Consider the following 23,308-nt stretch of genomic DNA (forward strand, 5'->3'; position numbering starts at 1 on the left):
CAACTATCATGAAAAAGATTTCACTACTCATAGCTGGATGCATTGCATTATCATCTTGTTATAAACTCGATACAACACCCTACAGTCAGGTCAGTGCCGATACATTCTGGCAAAATGAAGACCAGGCACTTGCTGGAATACTCGGTTGCTACAATGATCTCAAAAAGGAAGCGACCTTCGGTTTACAATTTTCCTATGACGGACTCAGTGATATTGGACTTGGCTATGACCCTCCGGGCCTTGGCGAGGTGATCAGCGGTACATTTACAGACCGCTCATCCATTATCGTGGATAGGTGGCAGGCCGGGTATGACCTGATCCAACGCTGTAACCATGCTATCGCCCATATTCAGCCCATGACCATAGACAAAGCGAAACAGGAAGGTTTTATTGCCGAGGCTAAATTTCTCCGGGCGCTAATGTATTTTCAATTGACAAACCTCTATGGGGCTTTGCCTATATATGATGAGACCGTCGATCTGAACAAAGATTTCAGTTCACTCAAAAATAGCCGTTCTTCGGTTGAAGATGTCAGGAAATTTATCCTCGCCGACCTCAACTACGCTGTCGATAAGCTACCCGTAACATATGATGCCAAACATTATGGCCGAATCACAAAGGGTGCAGCTTATGCATTAAGAGGTAAAGTGGCGCTATACAACAAAGATTGGACCTCGGCAATCCGGGATTTCGAAGAGGTTGTCTACAATAAAACGAACAGCTACGGTTATAACCTGCATGCAAATTATGCGGCTTTATTCACGCCAGAGGGGGATCAATCGCCTGAAATGATCTTTGCGATACAGAACATGGGTGGAACAGGATTTCCTTATGGAATGCCGATGGCCTTCTACATGGGAACAAGATCGACTTTTGGCAGTGACTGGAACAACTGTATGCCCAGTACGCGGCTTGCAGACCGTTATGAAAATCGGGACGGTAGCCCTTTCAACTGGAATGACCATTTCCCCAATTATAACGCCGACAATGCCGTCAAAAAACAGGCGATGGAATCCACGCAATCCGGCGGGGTATTGACAAAGGTACCGGACACGGCCAAGATACGTCAGATCTATGCCAACCGCGATCCACGGATGAATCAGACGCTTATCGTCCCTTATTCACATTATTTGGGCTGGAATGCCAACAAAGAACGTGACATGCAATTTATTCTTGCAACAGGGGTAAATGAAAATTTCGGACAGATCCGTAATAACCGCGGCTGGTATACCTACTTATGGCGCAAATTTGTCCCTGAAGGTAACCTTAAAGGCGCTATTACCGACCGCGCGCATACACCGATCAACTTCCCGGTCCTTCGTTTGGGAGACGTATTGTTGATGCTCTCCGAAGCCTACAACGAAACCAATCAGCTTGACAAAGCAATCACGGAACTGAATAAAGTCCGTACACGTTCAAAAATGCCGGCCTTAAACAGTGGCAGTTCATTTTTGGTCGTGAATAATAAATCGGAGATGAGTAAGCGTATTCAGCACGAACGTGCAGTCGAACTTGCGGGAGAAGGCTGGCGTTATTTTGACCTCAAACGCTGGAACTTATTGGAAGAGCTGTCGAAAGGCATTATCGAAAAGGGCATTACCGGTGATAATCTAGTTACCAGGGGATATCAAACCCGACATAAACTCTGGCCAGTGCCGGGGCAAGAAATAGAAATGAATGCCGCACTTCTACCCCAAAATCAAGATTGGTAAACATGAAAAGATATCTAATCCTATTCTTTTACCTCAGTAGTCTCTCTTTTCAGGGACTACTGGGAAAAGAATTAAAGCTACTCACAGGCACTTTTAAACAGGAAGATCTCAAGCTCAGCCTGAGCCGCGACAAGTCTTGGATTCCCTACCCAGACTATTCCGATCGCAAAGCATGGGATCAGCTGATAGCCCCCTTTCGGGAAGAGGTTATCGCGAAAGGAGACAAAGCCTTAAACTATCAATGGCAGGTCGTCAAAGCAACCGATTATCTGGAATATGAACGTTCGGGCAATCGCAATATGATGGAAAAGCCGATGAATGAAAACTGCTCTGCCCTCACCAATCTATTGTTAGCTGAGTTGGCAGAAGGAAAAGGGCGTTACATCGATCAGATCCTAAACGGTACCTGGCATATGACCGAGATGTCAACCTGGTCATTATCGGCCCACCTACCCGCTTTCCAATCCAGCAAAAGATCGCTTCCACAGGAACGCACACACGTGATCGACCTGATGGCTGGCGATGTAGGATCCTTACTCTCATGGATACATTATTTCTTTCGGGATACCTTCAATACCATCAATCCCGAAATTAGTGTTCGCTTAAAACAGCACATCCAACAACGCATTATACAGCCCTATCTCGACCGTAACGATATGTGGTGGCAGGGCTTTGAACTCAAGGGAAATCAACTGGTCAACAACTGGAACCCCTGGTGCAATTTTAATGTACTTACCTGCCTATTGCTGGTGGAAGACAATCCGGATGTTCAACTGAGCGGGATCTATAAAACAATGACTTCGGTCGATCGCTTTACCGACTATATCAAAAAAGACGGAGCCTGCGAGGAAGGACCGTCCTATTGGGGGCATGCTGCCGGTAAGTTATACGATTACCTGAAGATCCTTGCCCTGGCAACACAAAACAAGATCAGTATCTTTGATAAGCCACTTATCCGCGATATGGGTGAATACATCGCCCAATCGTATATCGGCGGAGACAGATGGGTGGTCAATTTTGCGGATGCCTCCGCCAAAGGCGGTGGGGATCCGCTACTCATCTATCGTTATGGGCAAGATGTACATAGTACCGAAATGATGCAATTTGCGCGATATATGAAAGACCTTGGCGGTAAAGGTGCCGGCTTCAAACCATCACGGGATATCTTCCGTGCATTTGAAGACCTACGCTGTTTTCCGCAGCTTCAGCACACACAGCCAGCACTTCCTCAAAATGCCTTTAAGTGGTACCCGGAAACGCAGTTTCTCTATCTAAAAAAGGCAGGTTTTTTCCTCGCCGCCAAGGGTGGTTTTAACAATGAGAGCCACAACCATAACGATGTCGGAAGTTTTATTCTATACCAGGACCAGCAGCCCCTTTTTATTGATGCCGGTGTCGGAACCTACACGAAAAAAACATTTAGCGACGACCGCTATAGTATCTGGACCATGCAGGGTGCCTACCACAACCTTCCACTGATCAATGGCACTGATCAGGCCTTTGGTAAGGAATATAAAGCCGAAAATGTGGTATTCCTACCTGAACAGAATAAATTCCAGCTTGATATCGGGAAAGCCTATCCAAAGACAGCCAATATTGAACATTGGATCAGAAGTTACAGCCTGACAATAGAAGGTCTGACCATTGCGGACGAGTTTAAGATCAAAAATCCGACTCAGTCCAATATTGTTCATTTTTTAGTTTCAAGAGAACCTCAGATCAACAAGGGCCTGATTGTGATGGGCGACGATCTGGCCGCATTGCATTTTAATCCCGCACAGTTCACTGCTTCCTACGAAGCTATTCCGCAGGATGATCCTCGTCTGGGTCAGGTATGGGGCAAGCAGCTTTACCGCATCAGCCTCAAGGCCAAACGTATCAAATCGACAGGAAAATATAGTTTTATCATTAAAAAAGCCAAATGAAAAGAAGAAATTGGATCCAAGCCGTAACATTAACGACCGCAGGAGCGTTAATGAACAGCCGCTTACTTGGTCAAAGCAAATCCGGCGGTTCAACAGTGCAACCTTCTACTGACGATCGTGCGTATTGGGTGTCTATTTTAACAAAAATGGCCACTCCTATTCTCGATCGAATCAGCAAAGAGCGCTTTCGCGCGGAAATGCCAATTGTCAAAAGTGAAACTTATGACTATATAGATCCCAGTGTGGGGTATTTGGAAGCCTTTGGCCGATTATTGGCCGGTATGGCTCCATGGCTGGCTCTGCCTGACGATAAAACCGCAGAAGGGAAGTTGCGTGCTCAATTTAAACAACAGGCCTTGCTGGGCATACAACATGGTGTAAATCCTGCTTCGGCTGATTATTTCTCCTGGCGTAGCAAGTCCAAGCAACCACTGGTGGATGCGGCACATTTGGCGCAGGCATTTATGCGTGCCCCAAAAGCATTATGGGACCCGTTGCCGCAGACAACAAAGCAACAGGTTATTACTGAATTAAAACACTTGCGTTGGGTTAAACCTAACGAAAGCAACTGGCTATTATTTGCCGCAATGACCGAAACTTTTCTCTACAGTATCGGTGAAGATTGTGTCCGCGAGAAAATAGACTATGCGGTAAACAAATTTGATCAGGAATGGTACGTCGGCGACGGCTGGTATAGCGACGGAGCACGATTTAGTTTTGATCATTACAATGGTTATGTCATCCATTGTATGCAAGTAGAGACCTTAAAAAATAACCTTAGCGCCGATGCGAAATACCAACCCATGTATGACCGTGCTTATAAACGTATGCAACGTTATGCGCATCATCTGGAGCGCATGATTTCACCCGAAGGCACCTACCCTGTTGTCGGGCGGAGTGCAACGTACAGAAATGCAGCCTTCCAACCCCTGGCTGCGGTCGCACTCGATGGGAAGCTCCCTCCAGATCTTTCCAATGGACAGGTGCGCGCAGCATTGACAGCAGTCCTCAAGCACATCTACGCCGATCGCATTTTTCATGAGGATGGCTGGATGGCACTGGGATTTCTCAATGCCGATCAGGGAAAGATAGCAGACAGCTATACGAACTCCGGTTCGCTCTATACTGCCTCCCTCTCATTTTTACCGCTAGGGCTGCCGCCGACGCATGCTTTTTGGTCTGATGCTGCTGCACAATGGAGCTCGCAAAAAGCTTTTGCAGGTTTACCTTTTCCAAAAGATTATTATGTAACTTACTAATAAATAATACGATCAAGGTAGCATACCTGTCAGTTCATTTATATCCGCGAGACTATATATACTACCAAGGCAGCATGATTACCTTAAAAAATAACTGATGAACAAATAATGATACAGATGAAAAAAAGAAAAACCAGTTTAAAAACAATCCTTCTTATCGCTTCGGGGCTTTTTGCACTCAGCTTTATCGACCAAAAGCCAAACTTTATTGACACTAGTTTCAAAGCTGCAGAGAAACAATATCAATTTTTGGCCAAGGAAGCTGACAAAGACCATAAGTTCCCGCGTACATTGACTCCCAGCGGACAATTGCGAGGAACTGATGAATGGGATTGGACAGGAGGTTTTTTCCCGGGTTCATTATGGTATATCTACAACCATACGCACAATAAAGAAACCGAAAAAGAGGCCATAAAATGGACCGAAGCACTCGAGAAAGCAAAGGATCTAGATCAACACCACGATATCGGTTTCGTCATGTATTGCTCTTACGGAACCGCAATTAAGTATCTCAAGGACCAGAAAAAAATTGCCGATTATAAAGCTATCCTTGTCCATTCGGCCAATACCGCATTAAAGCGATTCGATCCACAGGTTGGTGTCATCAAATCCTGGAATGAGAAAAAATCATGGGATGGGAAAACACTTTGGAAATACCCTGTTATCATCGACAATATGATGAATCTGGAAATGCTCTGTTACGTCTCCGACCTGACAGGAAATCCCAAATACCGAGACGTAGCCATCAGCCATGCCACGCAAACCATGAAAAATCATTTCCGCAAGGACTTTAGCACCTATCATGTTGTCGATTATGACGCCAATGGACAAGCAATCCATCAACAGACCAACCAAGGGTATTCGGACAATTCAACCTGGGCACGCGGACAGGCATGGGCGATCTACGGATTTACAATGATGTATCGGGAGACGAAAAAACCGGAGTTTCTCAAAACAGCACAGGCAGCAGCTAAATTCTATATGACCCACAAGAATCTTCCAAAAGATAAAATTCCCTACTGGGATTTCAATGCCGGACAACAGGGCTACAAATCAGATGCGGATTTTTCAACGTTAAAGCTAAATTACGTCCCTCGTGATGCCTCCGCAGCAGCTATTGTCGCTTCGGCACTCGTTGAACTATCCACCTTAACTTCAGGAGCAGAAAGCAAGTCCTATTTGGCTTTTGCCAAGGAAAGCCTACAGACACTTTCAGGAGCAGGTTATTTTGCCAAATACGGAAGCAACGGCGGTTTCTTGCTCAAACATAGTGTTGGCAGCCTGCCGCATCATTCCGAAATTGATGTGCCATTGACCTATGCGGATTATTATTATCTCGAAGGATTGACACGGTTGGAGCAACTCAAAAAATAATCAGTATAGGTTGTTTCATCGGTTGTTTCAAAAGCTAAACTTTCGCAGACAGGACCAAATAATCTTTGGAAACCTCAGTCTAACGAGTGAATAAGGTCCAGTTTCTTTACAGGATCAGTCTAGATCCTGTAAAGAAACTGGACCTTACTTTTTAATTTTCATGGCGATTACCAAAGAACTAAAATCTTCTTAATTACCGGCCATGATTGTCTCTGATACGGTACTACCCGCGTACTCAGCCTGCGGCAGTTTTATCTCGACAGTCTGATTTACTTTTGCACTTATATTGATAAGATGAATGCTTAGGGCCTTTTCCTGTTGCAGTGGATCTGCCACATCCAGTTTGAAGGCTCGATCTCCCTTTGTGATTTGCAGAATGACGGGCTTATCCACCTCAATAGACCAGGCTCCGATCTGATAGGTACCTGACTGATGGAAAACGGCCTGAATGGTAGCCATACCCTGATGTTCGACGGCTTGAAGAGCAGGCGTATTGTGCCAGATTTTTAGCTGCTGCATCGCCTTCTTATCGATCTTTGTCACACCGGGAACAACGATATAAGCATAAGTTCCGTTTACTGGCCTGCTTGCATGCTCGATCCATAACTTAAATACCTTTCCATGGACAGGATCTTTTGACCGGGAACGATTGATGCGGTACCAGGAGCCCGATTGTTCTTTTGCAGCCAGCGCGACTTTCATGGCTTCCGGAAAATAATAGCCGACCTGATTGTGCAAGACATATTCGCCTTGTTTTACATTTCGAACCAGTGAATCGGTTGAGATCTTCTCTTTTCCATTCCACATAACAGGACTGTTCAACCAAGTTTGGTTCAATGTTGTGACGACCGGTTCAGCAGCACTACAGTTAATTCCACTGCCCAGGCAAACAATCTCCTTATCAAAAAAGAACCATGCTTTTTGTGCAGCCAAACCATCGTATTGGACAGACATCGCCGATGCGCCAATTGTACCATTACTGACGCCACCAGAGAAACTGTTTGCAGCCAGTACACCCCATTGTTCTTTCAGTTCCTGGTCATCTTGATAATCCCGGGTTGTTGTTCCTGGAATCTTGTCCCATTCCCATACGGGCATGATATTATAATATTCCGGACCAAATACCTGAATATTGGTTACACCATCGGTCATATTTTTGCCTAGCATATTCTCGCCGTTCCCAGATTCCGATTTGTTGGTACGCTTGCTTGCCAGACGCAGGTTGAAATGATACTGTTTTCTGAGCTGTGTTGTATAGTCTCCCTTCCAATAATGCCGGTGCAGAGATTGCTCTTCGGCATCAAAGGCCTGTGTACTATCTAATTTTGCCAATGCTCTCTTCCAGACCTCATTTTTAGCCGGATCAATCAACTGCATTTGCCGCAATATGTCCACTTCCTGATCCTTGCGTAATATATTTGGCCGCGAAACACCACGTCCATGCACATTAAAATCAATATAACGGGAACGAATAATCGGGAGATAGGTTTCCAGAAGAAATTTTTCGAAGAGATCCAGTTTCTCTTTGTTGACAGCATAAGGCGTCTCGCGGACATAAGCCATTATCTTGGAAATTCCCTTCAAAAACTCTTCGCCATAGCCCGCAATATACAATTGTGGCCCATGCTGTAAGTAAGAGAAATCATATTGCAAGCCCTCCTTGCCATCCACCAACTGGATGGGGAAAAGCAGTTGTTCCATAGCGGCAGCCAGTAGACGGGCATCTTCCAGGATCACTGCACGATAGAAATAGTGCATCGCGATGTCGCTCTTGTTCGCACCTGTTTTTTTATAAGGATCTCCCCGTTCCATCAGTTTTACAAGCTGTGATTCCACTGTAGCCGGAATTTTCTCCTGGCCAAACTTCATCAGTATCAAACACACGCCGATCGCTTTTGGTGACGCAATTTCATTGTGCCACCAGTTCGTTGATTCAAATCGGTTATTTGCCCAATACTGTGCCGCCAATAGAATCTTGTCATAAAGCGACTTTTGCTGATATGATTTACTAGTGGGAGATACATAGGCCACAATCAGCGATTTTAAACGATCCAGGTGTTCCCCAGGAGGCCAGAGCGATATTGCTTTACTCATGTAATCGATATCGGGCCAAGTACCGGCCGCTGTCAATTGATTGCCCCAGGAAGTCGCTTGGTCAGGATGCGTCGCCGAACTGCGTAATTCATCCTCATATACGTGCTTTTTGATACGGTCAAATGTCTGCTTGTCCTGCGCTTTAGCCATGACCAGCCCAAAGGATAATAAGAGTATTAGTATGATTTTCATTCGCTTTATTATTGCTACCCGATTAAGGATATTGTTTTTCTGCCGACCTTCCTATGACCTCCATTCGATGTTTCATCATCTGGTTCTGATCATTATCCAAGACTCCACTCAACCATTTGGGAGCAGCCATCTTTTTTTCCCATTCAGCCAATTTATCCAACATATCTTTCACCCGATCGGGATATTTTTCGGCTAGGTTATGCTGCTCCTTCAGATCATTTTTAAGGTTAAATAACAGTATAGGATCATCCTTGACAACAATGAGTTTCCATTCGGCATGACGAACCGCCTTCGCGGCACCCCGTCGCCAAAATAGGTAATCATGCCCCTTATTCGCTGTTTTATAGGATGACAATAGACTTAGCCCATCGACCTGCTGTCCGGGGATGTTTTTCCCCTGTATGGCATCTAGGCTCGTTGGCAAAATATCCATACCCGATACCATCGCATTGGCTACCTTTCCTTTTGGAAGTTGCATTGGCCACTGCATGATCATGGGCACACGTATGCCGCCCTCCCATTTCGAACCTTTCAAACCACGCAATTGACCATTATCGGCCCCGTTATTTGTTGCTGCCCCGTTATCATTCATAAAGATAATCAGCGTATTTTCATAAAGTCCATCGTTTTTTAATTGTTGTATCAATCGCCCGATATTGCTATCCATGTTTTCCAGCATCGCCAAATAAGCGCGCCGCAAAGGATCTGTGACATGAGGATATTTATTTCCCTGCGTCAGCGGAGGTTCTACCGGTGTATGCACCGCATTAAACGCGAGGTACATAAAAAAAGGCTGCTGGCGATAACGATGCACATAAGAGATAGCTTTGTCTGTCAATGTCTCTGTCAGATATCGGATAGCATCCTCGGGCACTACTTGATCATCATCCATCAGCATTTGTGTGGGTTTAACTTTTCCGTGGATCGGAAAATAAGAGCGATCACCACCGATGAAACCATAAAAGTGATCAAAGCCACGCTTAAGCGGATGAAATTGTGGGCTATCTCCCTGATGCCACTTACCAATGGCAACTGTCTTATACCCATTGTATCGCATAAAATCGGCTACTGTCGCTACGCTGGTATCCATCCCGATATCTTCCAATGCTGTTCCTGTGGTCGGACGTTTGGAAATATTGTGTTCAAATCCAAAGCGCTGTTGATACCGGCCCGTCAGCAAGCCCGCACGTGAGGGTGCACAAACCGAAGCGGAGGCGTAAGCACACTGAAAACGGATCCCCTGTTTAGCCAGTTCGTCAATATGCGGTGTATGTACCTCCTTGCCGCCATAGCAGCCAAAATCATCATAACCGCCGTCATCGCTTAAGATCACAATCACATTCGGTCGCTGCTGGGCAAAAACAGAAATCTTAACCAAAGAAAGTACACTCAGCAAAATAAGTATACGATAAAACGTTATTCGGTAGATCATCGCTTTAGATTTATCCTTAAATGTAAACTTAAATGTATTGGATTTTTATAAAAAAACCGAAAACGATTTCGTTAAGTCGATTTTTTTTAGTCCTTTTAAAAAGGTGAATTTATCCGAAGCAGATGAAAAAAAATGGACGGGATCAATCACACCCAAAGATAGAATGGATTCATTAAGCTAATGAATAGTTTCAAAATGTTATCTTTAGTGTACCTAAACAGTGTACAATGAAACATATTATAAAGACATTCTTCTTCCTGACGATGCTATTTCAGCATGCTGTCTATGGAAATAGCCCGCTTAAGGTAGCCGTTGCGGGCCTCAATCATGACCATGTTTATCTCCTTCTAAATTTATACAAGGCGAAGAAGGTAGAGATTATTGGAATAGCAGAGGCTAATAGCATTCTTGCCGACAAGATTCAAGCCCAATACAATCTTCCGAAGTCCGTTTTTTACCCTGACCTTGGTTCGTTGCTCAAAAAGGTCAAACCTCAAGTTGTCCTTGCCTATAATCCCACGAATGAACATATCCAGGTAGCAGAGATCTGCCTTCCGCTCAAAATACCGGTCATGGTCGAAAAACCCCTGGCAACCACAGCTGCAGATGCCAAACGTATAGCTACGCTGTCGCAGAAAAACAAAACCCCTTTTCTGGTCAATTACGAAACAACCTGGTACAAAAGCAACCAACAGCTCAAGCAATTGCTAGATCAGCACGCCGTCGGCAGAGTGACACGTATGATTGTAAAAGACGGGCATGAGGGGCCTAAAGAGATTGGTTGTAGCAGCTATTTTCTGGACTGGCTAACAGATCCAGAAAAAAATGGCGGGGGAGCATTGATGGATTTTGGCTGTTATGGAGCCAATCTGATGACCTGGATCAAGAATGGCGAACGACCTATATCTGTCACCGCTTTTACTCAACAGCTCAAACCCGAAGTCTATCCAAAGGTAGAGGACGATGCCACGATTATCTTAAACTACCGCGATGGCAGCACAGGTATTATCCAGGCATCTTGGGCATGGCCTTACAGCGTAAAGGATCTACAGGTATTTGGAACGAAAGCCCAGCTTTATGCGCAGAATGACAAAAAGCTGCTGAAATATGCTCAACATAACGAGAAACCTACAGTTATTCCAACAGATCAGCCCTATTTTGAACATCATATCCAGTATCTGGAGCATATATTAAGTGGAAATCAGCTAGCAGAAAACGATCTAGGTTCACTCAGCAACAATGTAACTGTAGTTGAGATCCTGGAAGCAGCAAAGCGTTCCGCAAAGGAGGGAAAGACGATTGCATTAAATTGATCTTTCACAGAAAAAGGTATGTAGAAATGATTATCCACATACCTTTTTCAATAGGTATCAGGACCGTTAACAAGCCTGAGACTTACACAGACTGTGCTAAAGCGGAATCCTTTTGCAACAAATAGGTCGCGTAATAATTCTTTCAGCTTACCCAGTCCTGCAGACTGACAGGATTGGGTAGGCGAACCTGTCATATCCGATACTATTAATAACCTGGGTTTTGATACATACGTTGCGGATCCAATTTATATTCATCGAAAGGGATTGGATAGTACCGATCTTTTGTGGATATATTGGAGATTTTAGCATTGCCATAATCCGCCTGATTTTTAGTTTTAAAGTACGTCACCAATTCCTGTGGATTATAGTTCCGGATTAAGTCAAACCAACGTTGATTTTCGAAAGCCAGTTCCACACGGCGCTCGTGCAGAATTGCCTCCTTTAATGTCGGATACTTCGTACGATATTCATTATTTAGGATTGATGCAGCGTATGAAGGCAGCCCAGCCCGTTCGCGTACCTGATCCAATAGCGCAATTGCTTCTGCGTCTTTACCTAAACGATATTTCGCCTCGGCCAATAATAACATGACATCCGCGTAACGGATCAAGATCCAGTCGTTTCCACCCCAGCCATTGGTACCCGCAGCGTCACTATTATCCCTAAATTTGGTCACAAACCAATCATTAACCTGTGTGTTTGTCGCAAATTTCACAGAGAAGTCTTTTCGGATATCGCTTTTTTCGTAATCTTTGACCAGGTCCAATTTAGCGACTTCGCCAGCACCTGTCGAGTTGTAGCGTGAATTGATGGTTTCTCCTCGCGCCTGGTAATTACGGGCGATACTCGAGCTATAGTTTTGGTCTCCCTGTTTATACTGAATCTGAAAAACAAGTTCTTTACAGCTATTTTTCTTGTTCACATCGAAAACATCCGCATAGGGAATTTCGTTTAGCTTGCCAAAAGTTCGCATTTGGTAAGCCGCATTGAGGTACTGTTCAGCCTTCATGAAATTCTCTGTCCGCCCAGAAGTCTGCGTTGCACCCAACGTCAAGTATACTTGACCCAAAATTGCATTAATGGCCGCTTTAGATGCTCTGCCGATGACATAATCTTTTTGGGTATTGGGAAGATTGCTGGACAAAGCCTCCGTTAAATCCTTAATGATCTGTTCATACACAATTGATTCTTTCTGACGGAAAGCCAATTCATTTGCTTGTTCCTTACTGGTCACCTGTACGGTCGACAAGGGAATATCGCCAAATTTGCGTACCATATGAAAATATAATAATGCACGTACAAATTTGGCTTCCGCAATATAACGTCCTTTTAGCTCTGCACTGTTAAAGGTCACATCATCGACATGTGAAAGAACCACATTACAACGGCTGATGGCAGCATACATGGCAGACCAATGTGTCTTGAGATAGGTATTACTTGGCAGCAACGAGAAGTCATTGAACTGGAATGGCTCCCCGGCATTGGACTGGTTGTCATTACGTCCTGAGTTGTCCGAACGTTCTTCATTGTATAAAGTGCTCGATTCACCGAGTGTACTTCCTGAGCGAAGGGACTGATAGAGCCCGTTGACAGCCAGCAGTACATCGTTTTCTGATTTGAAATAATCATCGATCGTGACGGCATTGGGATTTTTCTGATTTAAAAAATCTTTGGTACATGAAGACAATGCCAACAAAACAAAGGGTAATATATATCTTTTTTTCATCCTGTTATTTTTTATTTTTTCCTGCCAACCTCATTTCAAAGAGAGGGTTCGCAAGGTTATTATCTATAAAGACGAAGCTATTGAAAGGGATTTTTCCTTAATATGCCTATATGCACAATAGCTCCTGGATCCTACTATTAGAACGTTACCTTCACACCAAGGTTATACGATCTCACCAATGGATAAAGTCCATAATCCACACCTGGAGTCAGGTTGCCGCGTTGATTATAATCCGGTTCCGGATTGTAGCCTTTATATTTAGAAATCGTAAATGCATTGTCCACTGTAGCGTAGACCCTTAGGCCAGAAAGTGTTAACTTTTCTACGAGGCTTTTGGGAAGATTGTAACCCAAAGCAATATTTGTCATACGCAAGAATGAACCGTCCTGCAGATAAAAATCCGAGAGACGTGTACTGTTACTTTGCGTACCGCCACGCGATGCACGGTAAACCTTTCCATTTCCCGGATTTTGAGCCGAACGGTAGCGTTGTGCCACATCGGCATATTGATTGCCGGAGCCTTCCATATTGTAGAGGTAATAATCATAGCCATCCAGCACTTTATTCCCTTGGGAGCCATTAAATGATGCGCGTAGATCAAATGCCTTATAGCGTGCGTTGACGGCAAAGCCATAGGTGAAGTTAGGGTGTGGATTGCCGATCACCCGTTTATCGGCATCATTGACAATACCATTGCCGTCCACATCTTCAAAATATAGATCTCCAGGCTGTAGTGGCGTTGTTGAAGCCGCTGAAGGTGCGACAGTTTTATAGTTTTCCTCCGTTGCAACACCGAGAACTTTAAAACCATAGAACATACCGATCGGACTTCCTTCTTGTGTGATATGCGTTAGATAAGAGCGTTCAGCGCCATTCGTCAAGATGGTAGAAGCACCTCCTAGATCAAGCACCTTATTTCTGTTGACATTAATGTTTCCGCTGAATCCCAATTCAAATTCATTTTTTCGAATCAGTGTTGCATCAATCTGCACATCAAAACCTTTATTCTGCACCTTTGAATTTGGCAGATTGGTCAAGATCGTAGTTGATCCAGAGACTGCGGAGAGTGGCTGATTGAATAATAAATTAAAGGAACGGCTCAGGTAGAAGTTGGTCATAATGTTGAGTCGGCCTTTTAACAAACCGAGGTCTAGACCGGCGTTGTATTGCGAAGTTGTTTCCCAGCCCAATTTTGGATCGAGTAGATCACCTGCGGTATAAGAAGTTTCCACTTTATCACCAAGAATAACTCCCGCCGGCGAATTAATAATGGATATCGCACGATAATCACCAATATTATTATTTCCACTACGTCCCCAGCTCGCTCTTAGTTTGACTGTCGATTGTTGTCCTAACCAATCCGTATAAAACTCCTCTTTGGAGAGCGTCCATCCAGCTGAAACCGATGGGAAAGTTCCCCATTTGTTATTTGGCCCGAAGCGCGAGGAACCATCTGTACGAATGGACGCCGAAAGGAAATATTTCGAATCAAAACTGTAGTTTACGCGGCTAAAATAAGACTGGAGCGTTGTCGTACGTTTGAACGTATCGTCTTTTAGCAATTGGAAATTAGAAGGATCGGCTCCTTTATCGGTAATTTCCCCAATCGCATTGTTATTAAAGCCGTTGGCCCGTACACCTTGATAATCGTAATCTGTTCGTTGAGCCGAATAACCCAATAGAGCAGATACCTGATGTTTCTCACCGAAAGTCTTGTTATAGTTTAATGTTGTTTCCAGCAATTTATCCAGTTCATTTTTTGTCTTGGCATCTGCGTAGGCTGCAGAAATTGCCTGTGGTGAAAACGGTTTGTTGTTTCCATCGGATATACTTGTCGGACGGAAATAATCATACTTCTCGTCATAAGTAGACAGGCCACCGTTTACTTTAAGATTTAGGCCATCAATAATGGAAAAATCGGCAAAGACATTGTATATCCCCCTCTTTCCACGGCGGTTGTTTTTAATCTCAGTAACATAGGCCAGTGGGTTTTCTGGATTCTGGATACCAAAGTTATTTGCCGACAGATCAGCCATCAGGTATTTGGCATAGGTTCCATCTTCGTTATAAACAGGGAGGGTTGGCAAATAAATTAATGCGGCCATTGATGGGCTTCTGTCGTAACGCCCTGTCGTCACCTCGTTGTTGTCATTATATGTAAAGGAAACATTCGCGCCGACGGTCAATCTCTTGCTTACCTTGCTATCAATATTGGCGCGAAAATTAAAGACTTTTTGATCAGTCCCAAGCATGATCCCTTGCTGATTCTGATACGAGCCGCTCAGGAAGTAGCGATTTTTTTCGTTACCGCCATAGGTAGAGAGATTATGACGTTGGAAAGGTGCATTACGGTATAAAGCATCCTGCCAATCCGTATCATATTTCGCTTTTTTTGCTGTACCGGTGGCAAAGTCATAATAGTCTTCAGGAATACTCACCGAGCCGGCATTTCCGACATTGGCGATACGCGTTTTATTATCATCAAAGCGCCTACTGTCATTCCAAGCGATCCCTTTTGCGGCCAAAAGGTCTTTATAGGAATTATTACGCCCATCAATTAGGAGATCAATAAACTGTTCTGAATTTAAGACGTCTATTTTCTTGGAAAGCTGACCAAAGCCTCCCAATACTTCGTAATCCACCTGACTTTTACCTTCCTTGCCACGTTTGGTTGTAATCAATACGACCCCGCCAGCCCCACGCGATCCATAGATCGCTGCAGAAGCAGCATCCTTTAAAACATCGAAAGATTCAATATCATTGGGATTAATATTTAAATTATTTCCAGATGGGTAACCATCAATGACGTACAAGGGATCCGAACCGGCGTTGATCGATCCCATACCGCGGACACGCATTTTGGTTCCATCGTACGGAGCCCCGCTTGTTTGCATCACTTGCACACCTGCTACTTTACCAACTAAAGCCTGAGATAGTTTTGGTGCACTGAGGTTTAGCTCTTCTGCTTTTACACTTGCGATCGCACCGGTAACATCGGACTTCCGTATTTTCTGATAGCCGATGGAAACCGTCACTTCTTCAAGCGTATTTTCATTGGTCTGTAGGACGAAGATCTGCCCATTGGATTGGGCTATAGGTTGGACAAGATTGCTAAAGCCGACATAGGAGATGCTGAGTCTATCACCGACCTCCGCATCAATATGGAAGTTTCCTTTTTCATCGGATTGAACGGACTTTTTACTTTTTAAATTTTGAATTGTTGCTCCTGACACTGCATGGCCCTGTGCATCGACCACACGGCCGCTAACGGGATGCTGTACCTGTAAGAAATGTGGTTTGGTTAGCGATAGAGGTTTAGCTTGAACAGCCGATGAGCTCGCTGCAATGGCACATAACAACCAAAAGACATTGTTGGCTTTAATTTTCATAAGTAGTGCATTTGATTTATGGGTACAAGGTTACAAATGCAATATGAAGGCAGTATCAATAAAAGGTTAATAGTTTTTAACTAAACCGCGTTAGCATATAAAACAGGCTTAACAAAAGGATAACAATAAAAGCACTTAGCTACCCTTCTTAGCAAGCATACGGAGCAACAGCCGCAATAGCATATAGACAGCCATTGCGAAAAGGATATTACCCGTCAGTTTGAATGGTTTAAAATTTTCGAAACTGGCATATTCATCACGTTCAAGATTATAGCCCGTCCCTTCTGAATAGAACTCCCATGGAAATCCCATCACCAGTTTGCCATCTACAGGCAGTTGATTCTGATACGAGAGCGCTGTCAAAACAGCAAAAACAGCTATCGTACCAGCTATTCCTTTTAGAAGGGCTGGTACGATGGCTGTTTTATGTTCGGGAATCATTTTATTCATTGGGATAAATATAATGATAGTTTTTTTTACTCAACGCCAGCCATTTAATAAATACTGTTTGCGACTAGCTTGCTGAGAATCCGTTAAGAAAAAAGAAAAGCTATTTTCTATATTTCTGACAACGAGTTTGTTTTGTTGGATAAGGCCATATAGGACATTTTTAAGGTGACGGGGAAAAATCTGCAAATGAACAAGACCAGTATGTTCGACCTTACGAAACATTTGCAGTGCTGTAGCACCATGTTCAAAGTAATTACTGTCCAATAATACGTCCAATTTCTGTCGAACATGGAGCATGGCGTCCGATTCGAGTTGTAGATCCTTTTCTGCTTTCCATTCCTCAAATTGTAATTCGGGTAGAGCGAGCTTCTTTTTCCCGGTTAAAAAGATCCAGGGAACCTCTATGGAATAATTCCACTTCAGCTCATCTTCTTCGATCCTAAAACGTACCAAACGCTCCTGGGAAACTTCAAATTCTTGGCGATGAAATTCCATGGCTTCTATGCGCGAACTCGCATATATCCGATCCAGTAAAATAGATTCCTGTGTTAAAAACTTTTCGACTTGAAACATCCGCTCAAAATCGATATAGGCATGATCGGGCTTGCCCAGTAAGAACGAAAGTTCTTCAGGCCGCCACTTCTTTTCTATCCTCCGCTTGAAATACGTATACCATAACTGAAAATCTTGTGAATACATCATTCCGGCGTAGGAAGCTGTGGTTGTTAATTCGGTTCTCATAAGTTAGGTTTATAATTGGTTACTCGAATAATTTAAGTAATTCTTCTTTACTAATAGACTTCATGAGATTCGCTTCATCTAAAATTAATCCTTCGGCCATTCTCTTTTTAATGGCCTGAAGTTCCAATATTCGTTCTTCGACAGAATTTCGGCATACGATCTTGTAGGCCATGACATGTTTGTCTTGGCCAATACGATAACAACGATCTATTGCCTGAGCTTCAGCAGCGGGATTCCACCACGGATCCAAAATGTAAACATAGTCTGCCGCAGTCAAGTTCAGACCTGTTCCACCAGCTTTTAAGCTAATCAAAAAAACACGACAGGTATCTTCAATTTGAAATCTCTCAACTGCAGACTGTCTTTGTTCCTGATTCATCTTACCATCGAGATAGGTATACCCTAAATTGTACTTCTCGATCCGTTGGGCCACAAGCTTAAGCATAGACGTGTAAGATGAAAAAAGAAGAATCTTATGATTTGGAGCTACCTCTTCCATGATTTCGTCAATAAAATCCAATTTTATGGAGTTATTAGCGAAATCACCATCTGTCATTAGTACAGGAGAATTACACAACTTCCGTAGTTTCTGTAGGGCCTCTATAGCTAAGAACTTGGATTTTGTAGACTCCTCACTGTTTAAATTTTCTTCAATCTCCTCTCGATATTTTTTTCGATAGCTATCATAGATTTTCCGTTGCCCCTCTTGCATATCCAAATACAAAATCGTCTCTGTTTTATCAGGTAAATCTATTGCGACTTGCTTTTTGGTCCTTCTCAGAATAAATGGTGCAATCATCTTTTGCAAATTCATGAGTGACACATCCATTCCCTCCCCCTCTCCCATAGACTTAAACATCTTGTTAAAATTTCTGTAATTCCCAAAAAAACCAGGGTTGACCATTGTCATTTGTGCATAAATATCTTGAATGCCATTTTCAATTGGGGTACCGGTCATTGCAATCCGAAATGATGCTTTAATAGAAAATAAATATTCGAATCTTTTAGAATTTCGATTCTTTACCATTTGAGACTCATCCAAAACCATATAACTAAATGACTGGGATTGAAGAAAGGAAAAGTCTGTCATCGCTGTCCCATAGGTTGTCAGCACAATTGATGCTTTTGCTAACGTCTCTTGGTCCTTTCTTTTTATGCCATGATAGATATGATAACGCCGCTGCGGAACAAATTTTTTAATTTCGTTTTGCCAATTGAATAGTAATGAATTAGGAACAACAACAATGGAAGGATCCGCATCCGGATTATTTTGGTAGTAATATTCCAATAAAGTAATTACTTGTAATGTTTTTCCAAGTCCCATATCATCCGCCAGAATACCACCCCATTGAAATTCTTGTAGAAATCCCAGCCAACTAAAACCAACCAATTGATAGGGACGCAACGTTGCTTTGACCGTATCCGGAACATCTAATAAAGGAATTTCGGTCATATTGGCTAATTTATCCCGCCGTTCTCTTGTACTATCGTTAATAATCTTCGGATCTATTTTTTCCAATTGCGTTTGAAATGAGATCAATTGTGCCGAAGTCAAAATAATGTATGGATCGTCTACGCGTGCCTGAGCAAATAAGGGGATAAAAAGAGATTTCAGAGAATCGCTGATATAAACATGATCTTCGCCATTTACCTTGAACCAATTTTTCTTTTCAAATAGATAATCTTCAAATAGACTAGGTTCCAATATTAGTTTACCCAGCCTAAATTTTATATTGATATATAACAAATTTGATTGAGATTTCACTTCGACCACTTCCCATTTCAAAGAGAACGGATAGTAATAAGATCCTTGAACGAGTCCTATAAGTTTAAGCTTTATCTGATGATCTTGACATGCTTTGCGAAGGTTTTTTATCCAATTTGTTCGAGCAATTAGAGACGTTCTCAATTCCCAAGTATGAGGGGAAGCCTGTTTTTCAAAAGATTCATGTTGACTTTTAACAAAATTGCTAAAGGCCAGTTCATCGTCAGTGTCTCGCTCTTGAACGCGAATTTCATGATCAACATAGGTTAAAACAGTTGTACTAGGCATCTCCACAATGGGCAGGGTAACTGTCCCAAAATCTATGGATGCTTTCAATAGCAGTAGATCATCCTGAAGTGATACCTCCAATATTTTTGTCGCCTCAATTGTCTCTTTAGTTGCGGCGTGATCTTTGACCATTTCATTTTCATACACTATCGGGAAGTATTGCGCTATTGGACGCAATATATCTTCGTAAAATTTAGGGATGTCTTGTCGCAACACAAAAATTTTGAATTCGGAATGCCTAAATTGATTTAGAAGTTTTCCGATTTGCATATCGTCAATAAAAAGTACATACTTGGAATTTAATTCAACAAAGAAACTATGTACATCGCTCAAAAACTTGATTTTCTTTAACAGATTACCCTTGTAATATGGCAACACTTCCATCAATAACCCTTTTTGATTTTCTACTACTTGAATCTTAAGCTTAAAATCACCATTAGCAATTTTCAATTTATACATTTGATTGGAAGCAGCTCTATATCGGAATTGGCAATGTCTTAGGCCAAAATTATTCGTATGGGAATAGAAAAAGATCACTTCATCACGATCCCATTGGTTCGAAATGAGATCTCTCCATAAATCCATTATTCGATACGCCCGCTCACTTTGTTCAAGTAATGAAGGTTCCTCTGATCTGACCATATTAAATGCGAAAGATCCTAACTGCAACATCTTCTTTGCTATGGCATCAAGCATCATCTCCTGGCAGGTAAGATGTTTCGGATGTGGTAGGTCATCCTTTAAGAGATAGCTTTCTTTGAAGACAACTTTTTTCTTTTCTCCACTTAAAAATGGAAGTAAAAAAGGTAGTTGATCAATCGTATTATTTATCGGAATTGCCACAATAAACTTACCTTCCGACCTACAAACCGTAGGTTCTAAGAAAGAAATTTTATTACTGGCAGCATAGCATAATTCGGATGCTCCATGAAAGCCATAAATGCTCCCATAATCTGCTTTTGCGTTGATCTCAATTTTTGTTATTCTCCGATGTTCATCTTTAAGAGATAAACCAAATAGTTCACGTTGATCAGGCTGGGGTAAAAACCATTTCGGATCGTATAAATGAGAAAAATAATATTTATTCCCACTTAGTTTTTCACGCAATAAACCATAGACATGTTCGCATAATGTCGTGTTCATGCTCCCACATGAACAGTTCGCTTTCAAATGATCGGCCGTCAATGTAATCTGGACTCGAATATTTTCCTTATACAAACTTTCGAACACATACCTATTATTAAAAACGCTCTCTTCGAGTATTATTTTAAAATCCCAAGATAGTCTTGCAGACTTTTCGTTAAAAAATCTTTTCAGATAAACGATAGATAGGGATTTTTCATGCTTATTTTGCCATGGTATCGTTATATCTAATTCATTTTTCATTGATTTATGTTTAGTTATGATGGCTTATTTTTATAAATCTAGCCTGCGTAGATGAGCATCTAGTCTTTTATGGTAAGCTTCAATTTATTTTAATCCCCGATTTCCTTTCCATATACCTTAAACTCTGTTCGCATAGATCAGCAAAAAAGGTCGTTATCCGATTGGCACTGGATTTAAAGAAGTCCATCTCCAGTTCCTCCAGTTCTGGAGACAATTCATATACCCTACCTTTCATGTCTTTTAATATTTCCTGGTACAAGATGTCCTCAAAAGGTTCATTTGATACAAAAAATTCACTTACTTTTTTATCACAGGTACAGGTCCATTCAATCAGCTCAGCTATTGTTGCCTTCATTGGCGCATAACCGATCCGCAGGTAGAGATAACTATGTAATCCAATCAAGACCAACTGGTTTAATAACAGCACCGCCAATTGTTTGCTGGAAAAACAGGTATCAGAAAGTACAGCCTGTAGATCCTGCATAAGCTTTGAATTGCGGATCCAGGCATTTGTTGTCTTAACCAGTGCGTCTGACCAATTTACCGGAGTTAGCGAATGCGTGGGCTTATAGCCTGGGTTGCGATAAAGGACAACAGATTCATTCCAGATCGTTTGGGAGAAGCGACTCCCTTTATTCAATTTCGCGGCGATAAAGCTGCTGCTTAAAAAGGAAATAACTGCTGTCGCCCGACCGAAAGAAACTTGACGGAAATAAGCCGCTCCAATCCGTTTTTTAATGACTGTTAGGTATAGTGTTGCACCGCCGATGACTTTTGGTGGATAATCGAATAATCCGGTTCCAGGGACATTGCTCACATAATAGTTGAGCAACATGATCTGTTCGGGCTGATGTTCCTGACAGATCTGATGGAGGAGCTGCTGGATATCGGACTGATCATGTGACGGCCAGGGAAATGCCTGAAAAGTAGGCACTGCTATTAGCGCTTTCGATTGTGTAATTCTGACTTTTTCTTCTTTGGCCAATTTAGCCTGGGCGAGCTCCGCCTGAATGGCAGCTTCAGCCGCCATATTTTTTTCATATTCGCTCTGCAATGCTGACGTAAAGTAACGGAAGAGTTTCTCTATTGCAGTTTGCATCGCGATACAATGCTCATATAACCAGGAGGCATCAAGAGCCAAAATAGCCAGATCTTTATTTTGATTGACTGCGTTAAAGGAACTATCCAATAGGCGGAAGCGCTCTTGCTCTGCCTCGTCTTCCCCCATAAATACCTTTTTGAACATCGAGAAGTGTGTATCGAGACTCCTTATCCTGCTGTCTAGGCGATGTACATTATTTCCTTTCCCCTCCACGGCGATTTGCAGCAATTTCAAATGGCTTTCCAAGCTTTGATGTACCATAAACAATGCCCGGAGATAGTTTGCAGTATCCGCAAATGTCTGTGCTCCTTCTAAAAATTCTCCAGATGTAATCAGCACTTTTTGATAGTGCTTTTCGGATAGATCCAGTATCCCCCTTAACTCTTTCTGTTTGGCGGTCACCGTAGTATTACCGCAGGAATTAAAAATCTCGTGCGCAGGTAAAACTGCATAACAATAGAATAAGCTACCGATCTTGATCTTGTTCTTCAGCTCGGGCGTAAAAATCAATTCAAATGAAATAGGTTCCTGGTCGATTAGACATAATTCCACAATAGGCTTTAATACCTTATGCGAAAGCCCACTCACGGGCTTTAATGCTAAAATTAAGTGTTGATATTCTTGATCCAAAAATGCATACTTAACGAGATAAACCCGATCGAGATCCATACGTTTAGATAAGCGATCAATAATCAACTGACTATTAATTTCCATAATAAATGATTTAATGGTTGTAAAATCTCACAACAAATAGTCTTTCAGAACAATAAACAGTTAAAGACTATTCTTGCAAATAACAAACAGTATTTTGTAAAAAAGATAGAAATTACAACCAAGGTGATTAAATAGGAAAATCAACAGGTAAGATACATATACATTTGCACCTTGGTTTATTTTAAGACTGGTCGGCAATCGACCTAAAACATTGCATCGAAATCTCACTTGATTGTGAAGAATAATGACCTGTCTGCCGGCAAAGTAACAGATAAATATTGGTATTACAGATTATTCCAAAACACCATTACGATACAAAAATATAGTTTATATATACAAATATATAAATTAAAAATATTAATCACAATTATTATTTAAAAAAAAATAGTGTCATTTCGAATCACATGCGTCTAAGCAACCGTAGGCATACCTCAAGTCTCCGTCAC

General features: G+C 42.4%; 13 protein-coding genes. 5 read left to right on the plus strand and 8 right to left on the minus strand.

Annotated elements, in window-relative coordinates:
- Positions 1–8 precede the first annotated feature (8 nt).
- The 4 genes from BWD42_RS18755 to BWD42_RS18770 all read left to right on the plus strand — a co-directional run bounded on the left by BWD42_RS18755 (position 9) and on the right by BWD42_RS18770 (position 6,270).
- Positions 9–1,712, plus strand: coding sequence for a RagB/SusD family nutrient uptake outer membrane protein (locus BWD42_RS18755; RefSeq protein WP_077437945.1), 1,704 nt, complete (start codon positions 9–11; stop codon positions 1,710–1,712).
- Positions 1,713–1,714: 2 nt separating this feature from the next.
- On the plus strand, positions 1,715–3,637 hold the full coding sequence (locus BWD42_RS18760) for a heparinase II/III family protein (protein WP_077437946.1): 1,923 nt from the start codon (positions 1,715–1,717) through the stop codon (positions 3,635–3,637).
- Entirely contained in the window at positions 3,634–4,896 is a 1,263-nt protein-coding gene (locus BWD42_RS18765) for a DUF2264 domain-containing protein (protein WP_077437947.1), read from the plus strand. The genes BWD42_RS18760 and BWD42_RS18765 overlap by 4 nt, the downstream gene beginning before the upstream one ends.
- A 117-nt stretch (positions 4,897–5,013) precedes the next feature.
- The gene (locus BWD42_RS18770; RefSeq protein WP_077438043.1) at positions 5,014–6,270 is read left to right on the plus strand and encodes a glycoside hydrolase family 88 protein; all 1,257 of its coding nucleotides are present in this window, start codon (positions 5,014–5,016) and stop codon (positions 6,268–6,270) included.
- Positions 6,271–6,459: 189 nt separating this feature from the next.
- On the opposite strand, the gene BWD42_RS18775 is transcribed toward BWD42_RS18770, so the two are convergent.
- Together BWD42_RS18775 and BWD42_RS18780 are read right to left on the minus strand one after the other, a co-directional pair.
- Positions 6,460–8,556 carry a polysaccharide lyase 8 family protein gene (locus BWD42_RS18775; RefSeq protein ID WP_077437948.1) on the minus strand — a complete coding sequence of 699 codons (2,097 nt, stop codon included), beginning with the start codon at positions 8,554–8,556 and terminating at the stop codon, positions 6,460–6,462.
- A gap of 22 nt (positions 8,557–8,578) precedes the next feature.
- A complete protein-coding gene (locus BWD42_RS18780; protein WP_077437949.1) occupies positions 8,579–9,988 on the minus strand; it encodes a sulfatase-like hydrolase/transferase in 1,410 nt (469 codons plus the stop codon).
- A gap of 227 nt (positions 9,989–10,215) precedes the next feature.
- On the opposite strand from BWD42_RS18780, the gene BWD42_RS18785 reads away from it, so the two are divergent.
- On the plus strand, positions 10,216–11,301 hold the full coding sequence (locus tag BWD42_RS18785; protein ID WP_077437950.1) for a Gfo/Idh/MocA family protein: 1,086 nt from the start codon (positions 10,216–10,218) through the stop codon (positions 11,299–11,301).
- A 205-nt stretch (positions 11,302–11,506) separates the two neighbouring features.
- Here BWD42_RS18785 and BWD42_RS18790 read toward each other — a convergent pair whose 3' ends face one another.
- The 6 genes from BWD42_RS18790 to BWD42_RS18815 all read right to left on the minus strand — a co-directional run bounded on the left by BWD42_RS18790 (position 11,507) and on the right by BWD42_RS18815 (position 22,862).
- A complete protein-coding gene (locus tag BWD42_RS18790) occupies positions 11,507–13,027 on the minus strand; it encodes a RagB/SusD family nutrient uptake outer membrane protein (protein ID WP_077437951.1) in 1,521 nt (506 codons plus the stop codon).
- Between the two features lie 137 nt (positions 13,028–13,164).
- Entirely contained in the window at positions 13,165–16,416 is a 3,252-nt protein-coding gene (locus BWD42_RS18795; RefSeq protein ID WP_077437952.1) for a SusC/RagA family TonB-linked outer membrane protein, read from the minus strand.
- A gap of 135 nt (positions 16,417–16,551) precedes the next feature.
- Positions 16,552–16,866 (minus strand): hypothetical protein, encoded by a 315-nt coding sequence (locus BWD42_RS18800; RefSeq protein WP_077437953.1) that lies wholly within the window; start codon positions 16,864–16,866, stop codon positions 16,552–16,554.
- A 30-nt stretch (positions 16,867–16,896) separates the two neighbouring features.
- Positions 16,897–17,607: a hypothetical protein gene (locus BWD42_RS18805; protein WP_077437954.1), complete on the minus strand. Its 711-nt coding sequence runs from the start codon at positions 17,605–17,607 to the stop codon at positions 16,897–16,899.
- Between the two features lie 19 nt (positions 17,608–17,626).
- Positions 17,627–21,046, minus strand: a complete 3,420-nt coding sequence (locus tag BWD42_RS18810; protein WP_077437955.1) for a DEAD/DEAH box helicase — start codon at positions 21,044–21,046, stop codon at positions 17,627–17,629.
- Between the two features lie 79 nt (positions 21,047–21,125).
- Complete coding sequence (locus BWD42_RS18815) at positions 21,126–22,862, minus strand: hypothetical protein (RefSeq protein WP_077437956.1); 1,737 nt, start codon at positions 22,860–22,862, stop codon at positions 21,126–21,128.
- Positions 22,863–23,308 lie beyond the last annotated feature (446 nt).

It is taken from the genome of Sphingobacterium sp. CZ-UAM (assembly GCF_002000245.1).
Taxonomy (GTDB): Bacteria; Bacteroidota; Bacteroidia; order Sphingobacteriales; family Sphingobacteriaceae; genus Sphingobacterium.

Bases quoted from the DNA above. Each gene is read 5' to 3' on its own strand.
- BWD42_RS18815 (WP_077437956.1), bottom strand. From the start codon at position 22,862: ATGGAAATTAATAGTCAGTTGATTATTGATCGCTTATCTAAACGTATG.
- BWD42_RS18810 (WP_077437955.1), bottom strand. From the start codon at position 21,046: ATGAAAAATGAATTAGATATAACGATACCATGGCAAAATAAGCATGAA.
- BWD42_RS18795 (WP_077437952.1), bottom strand. From the start codon at position 16,416: ATGAAAATTAAAGCCAACAATGTCTTTTGGTTGTTATGTGCCATTGCA.
- BWD42_RS18780 (WP_077437949.1), bottom strand. From the start codon at position 9,988: ATGATCTACCGAATAACGTTTTATCGTATACTTATTTTGCTGAGTGTA.
- BWD42_RS18765 (WP_077437947.1), top strand. From the start codon at position 3,634: ATGAAAAGAAGAAATTGGATCCAAGCCGTAACATTAACGACCGCAGGA.
- BWD42_RS18805 (WP_077437954.1), bottom strand. From the start codon at position 17,607: ATGAGAACCGAATTAACAACCACAGCTTCCTACGCCGGAATGATGTAT.
- BWD42_RS18755 (WP_077437945.1), top strand. From the start codon at position 9: ATGAAAAAGATTTCACTACTCATAGCTGGATGCATTGCATTATCATCT.
- BWD42_RS18760 (WP_077437946.1), top strand. From the start codon at position 1,715: ATGAAAAGATATCTAATCCTATTCTTTTACCTCAGTAGTCTCTCTTTT.
- BWD42_RS18800 (WP_077437953.1), bottom strand. From the start codon at position 16,866: ATGAATAAAATGATTCCCGAACATAAAACAGCCATCGTACCAGCCCTT.
- BWD42_RS18775 (WP_077437948.1), bottom strand. From the start codon at position 8,556: ATGAAAATCATACTAATACTCTTATTATCCTTTGGGCTGGTCATGGCT.
- BWD42_RS18790 (WP_077437951.1), bottom strand. From the start codon at position 13,027: ATGAAAAAAAGATATATATTACCCTTTGTTTTGTTGGCATTGTCTTCA.
- BWD42_RS18785 (WP_077437950.1), top strand. From the start codon at position 10,216: ATGAAACATATTATAAAGACATTCTTCTTCCTGACGATGCTATTTCAG.
- BWD42_RS18770 (WP_077438043.1), top strand. From the start codon at position 5,014: ATGAAAAAAAGAAAAACCAGTTTAAAAACAATCCTTCTTATCGCTTCG.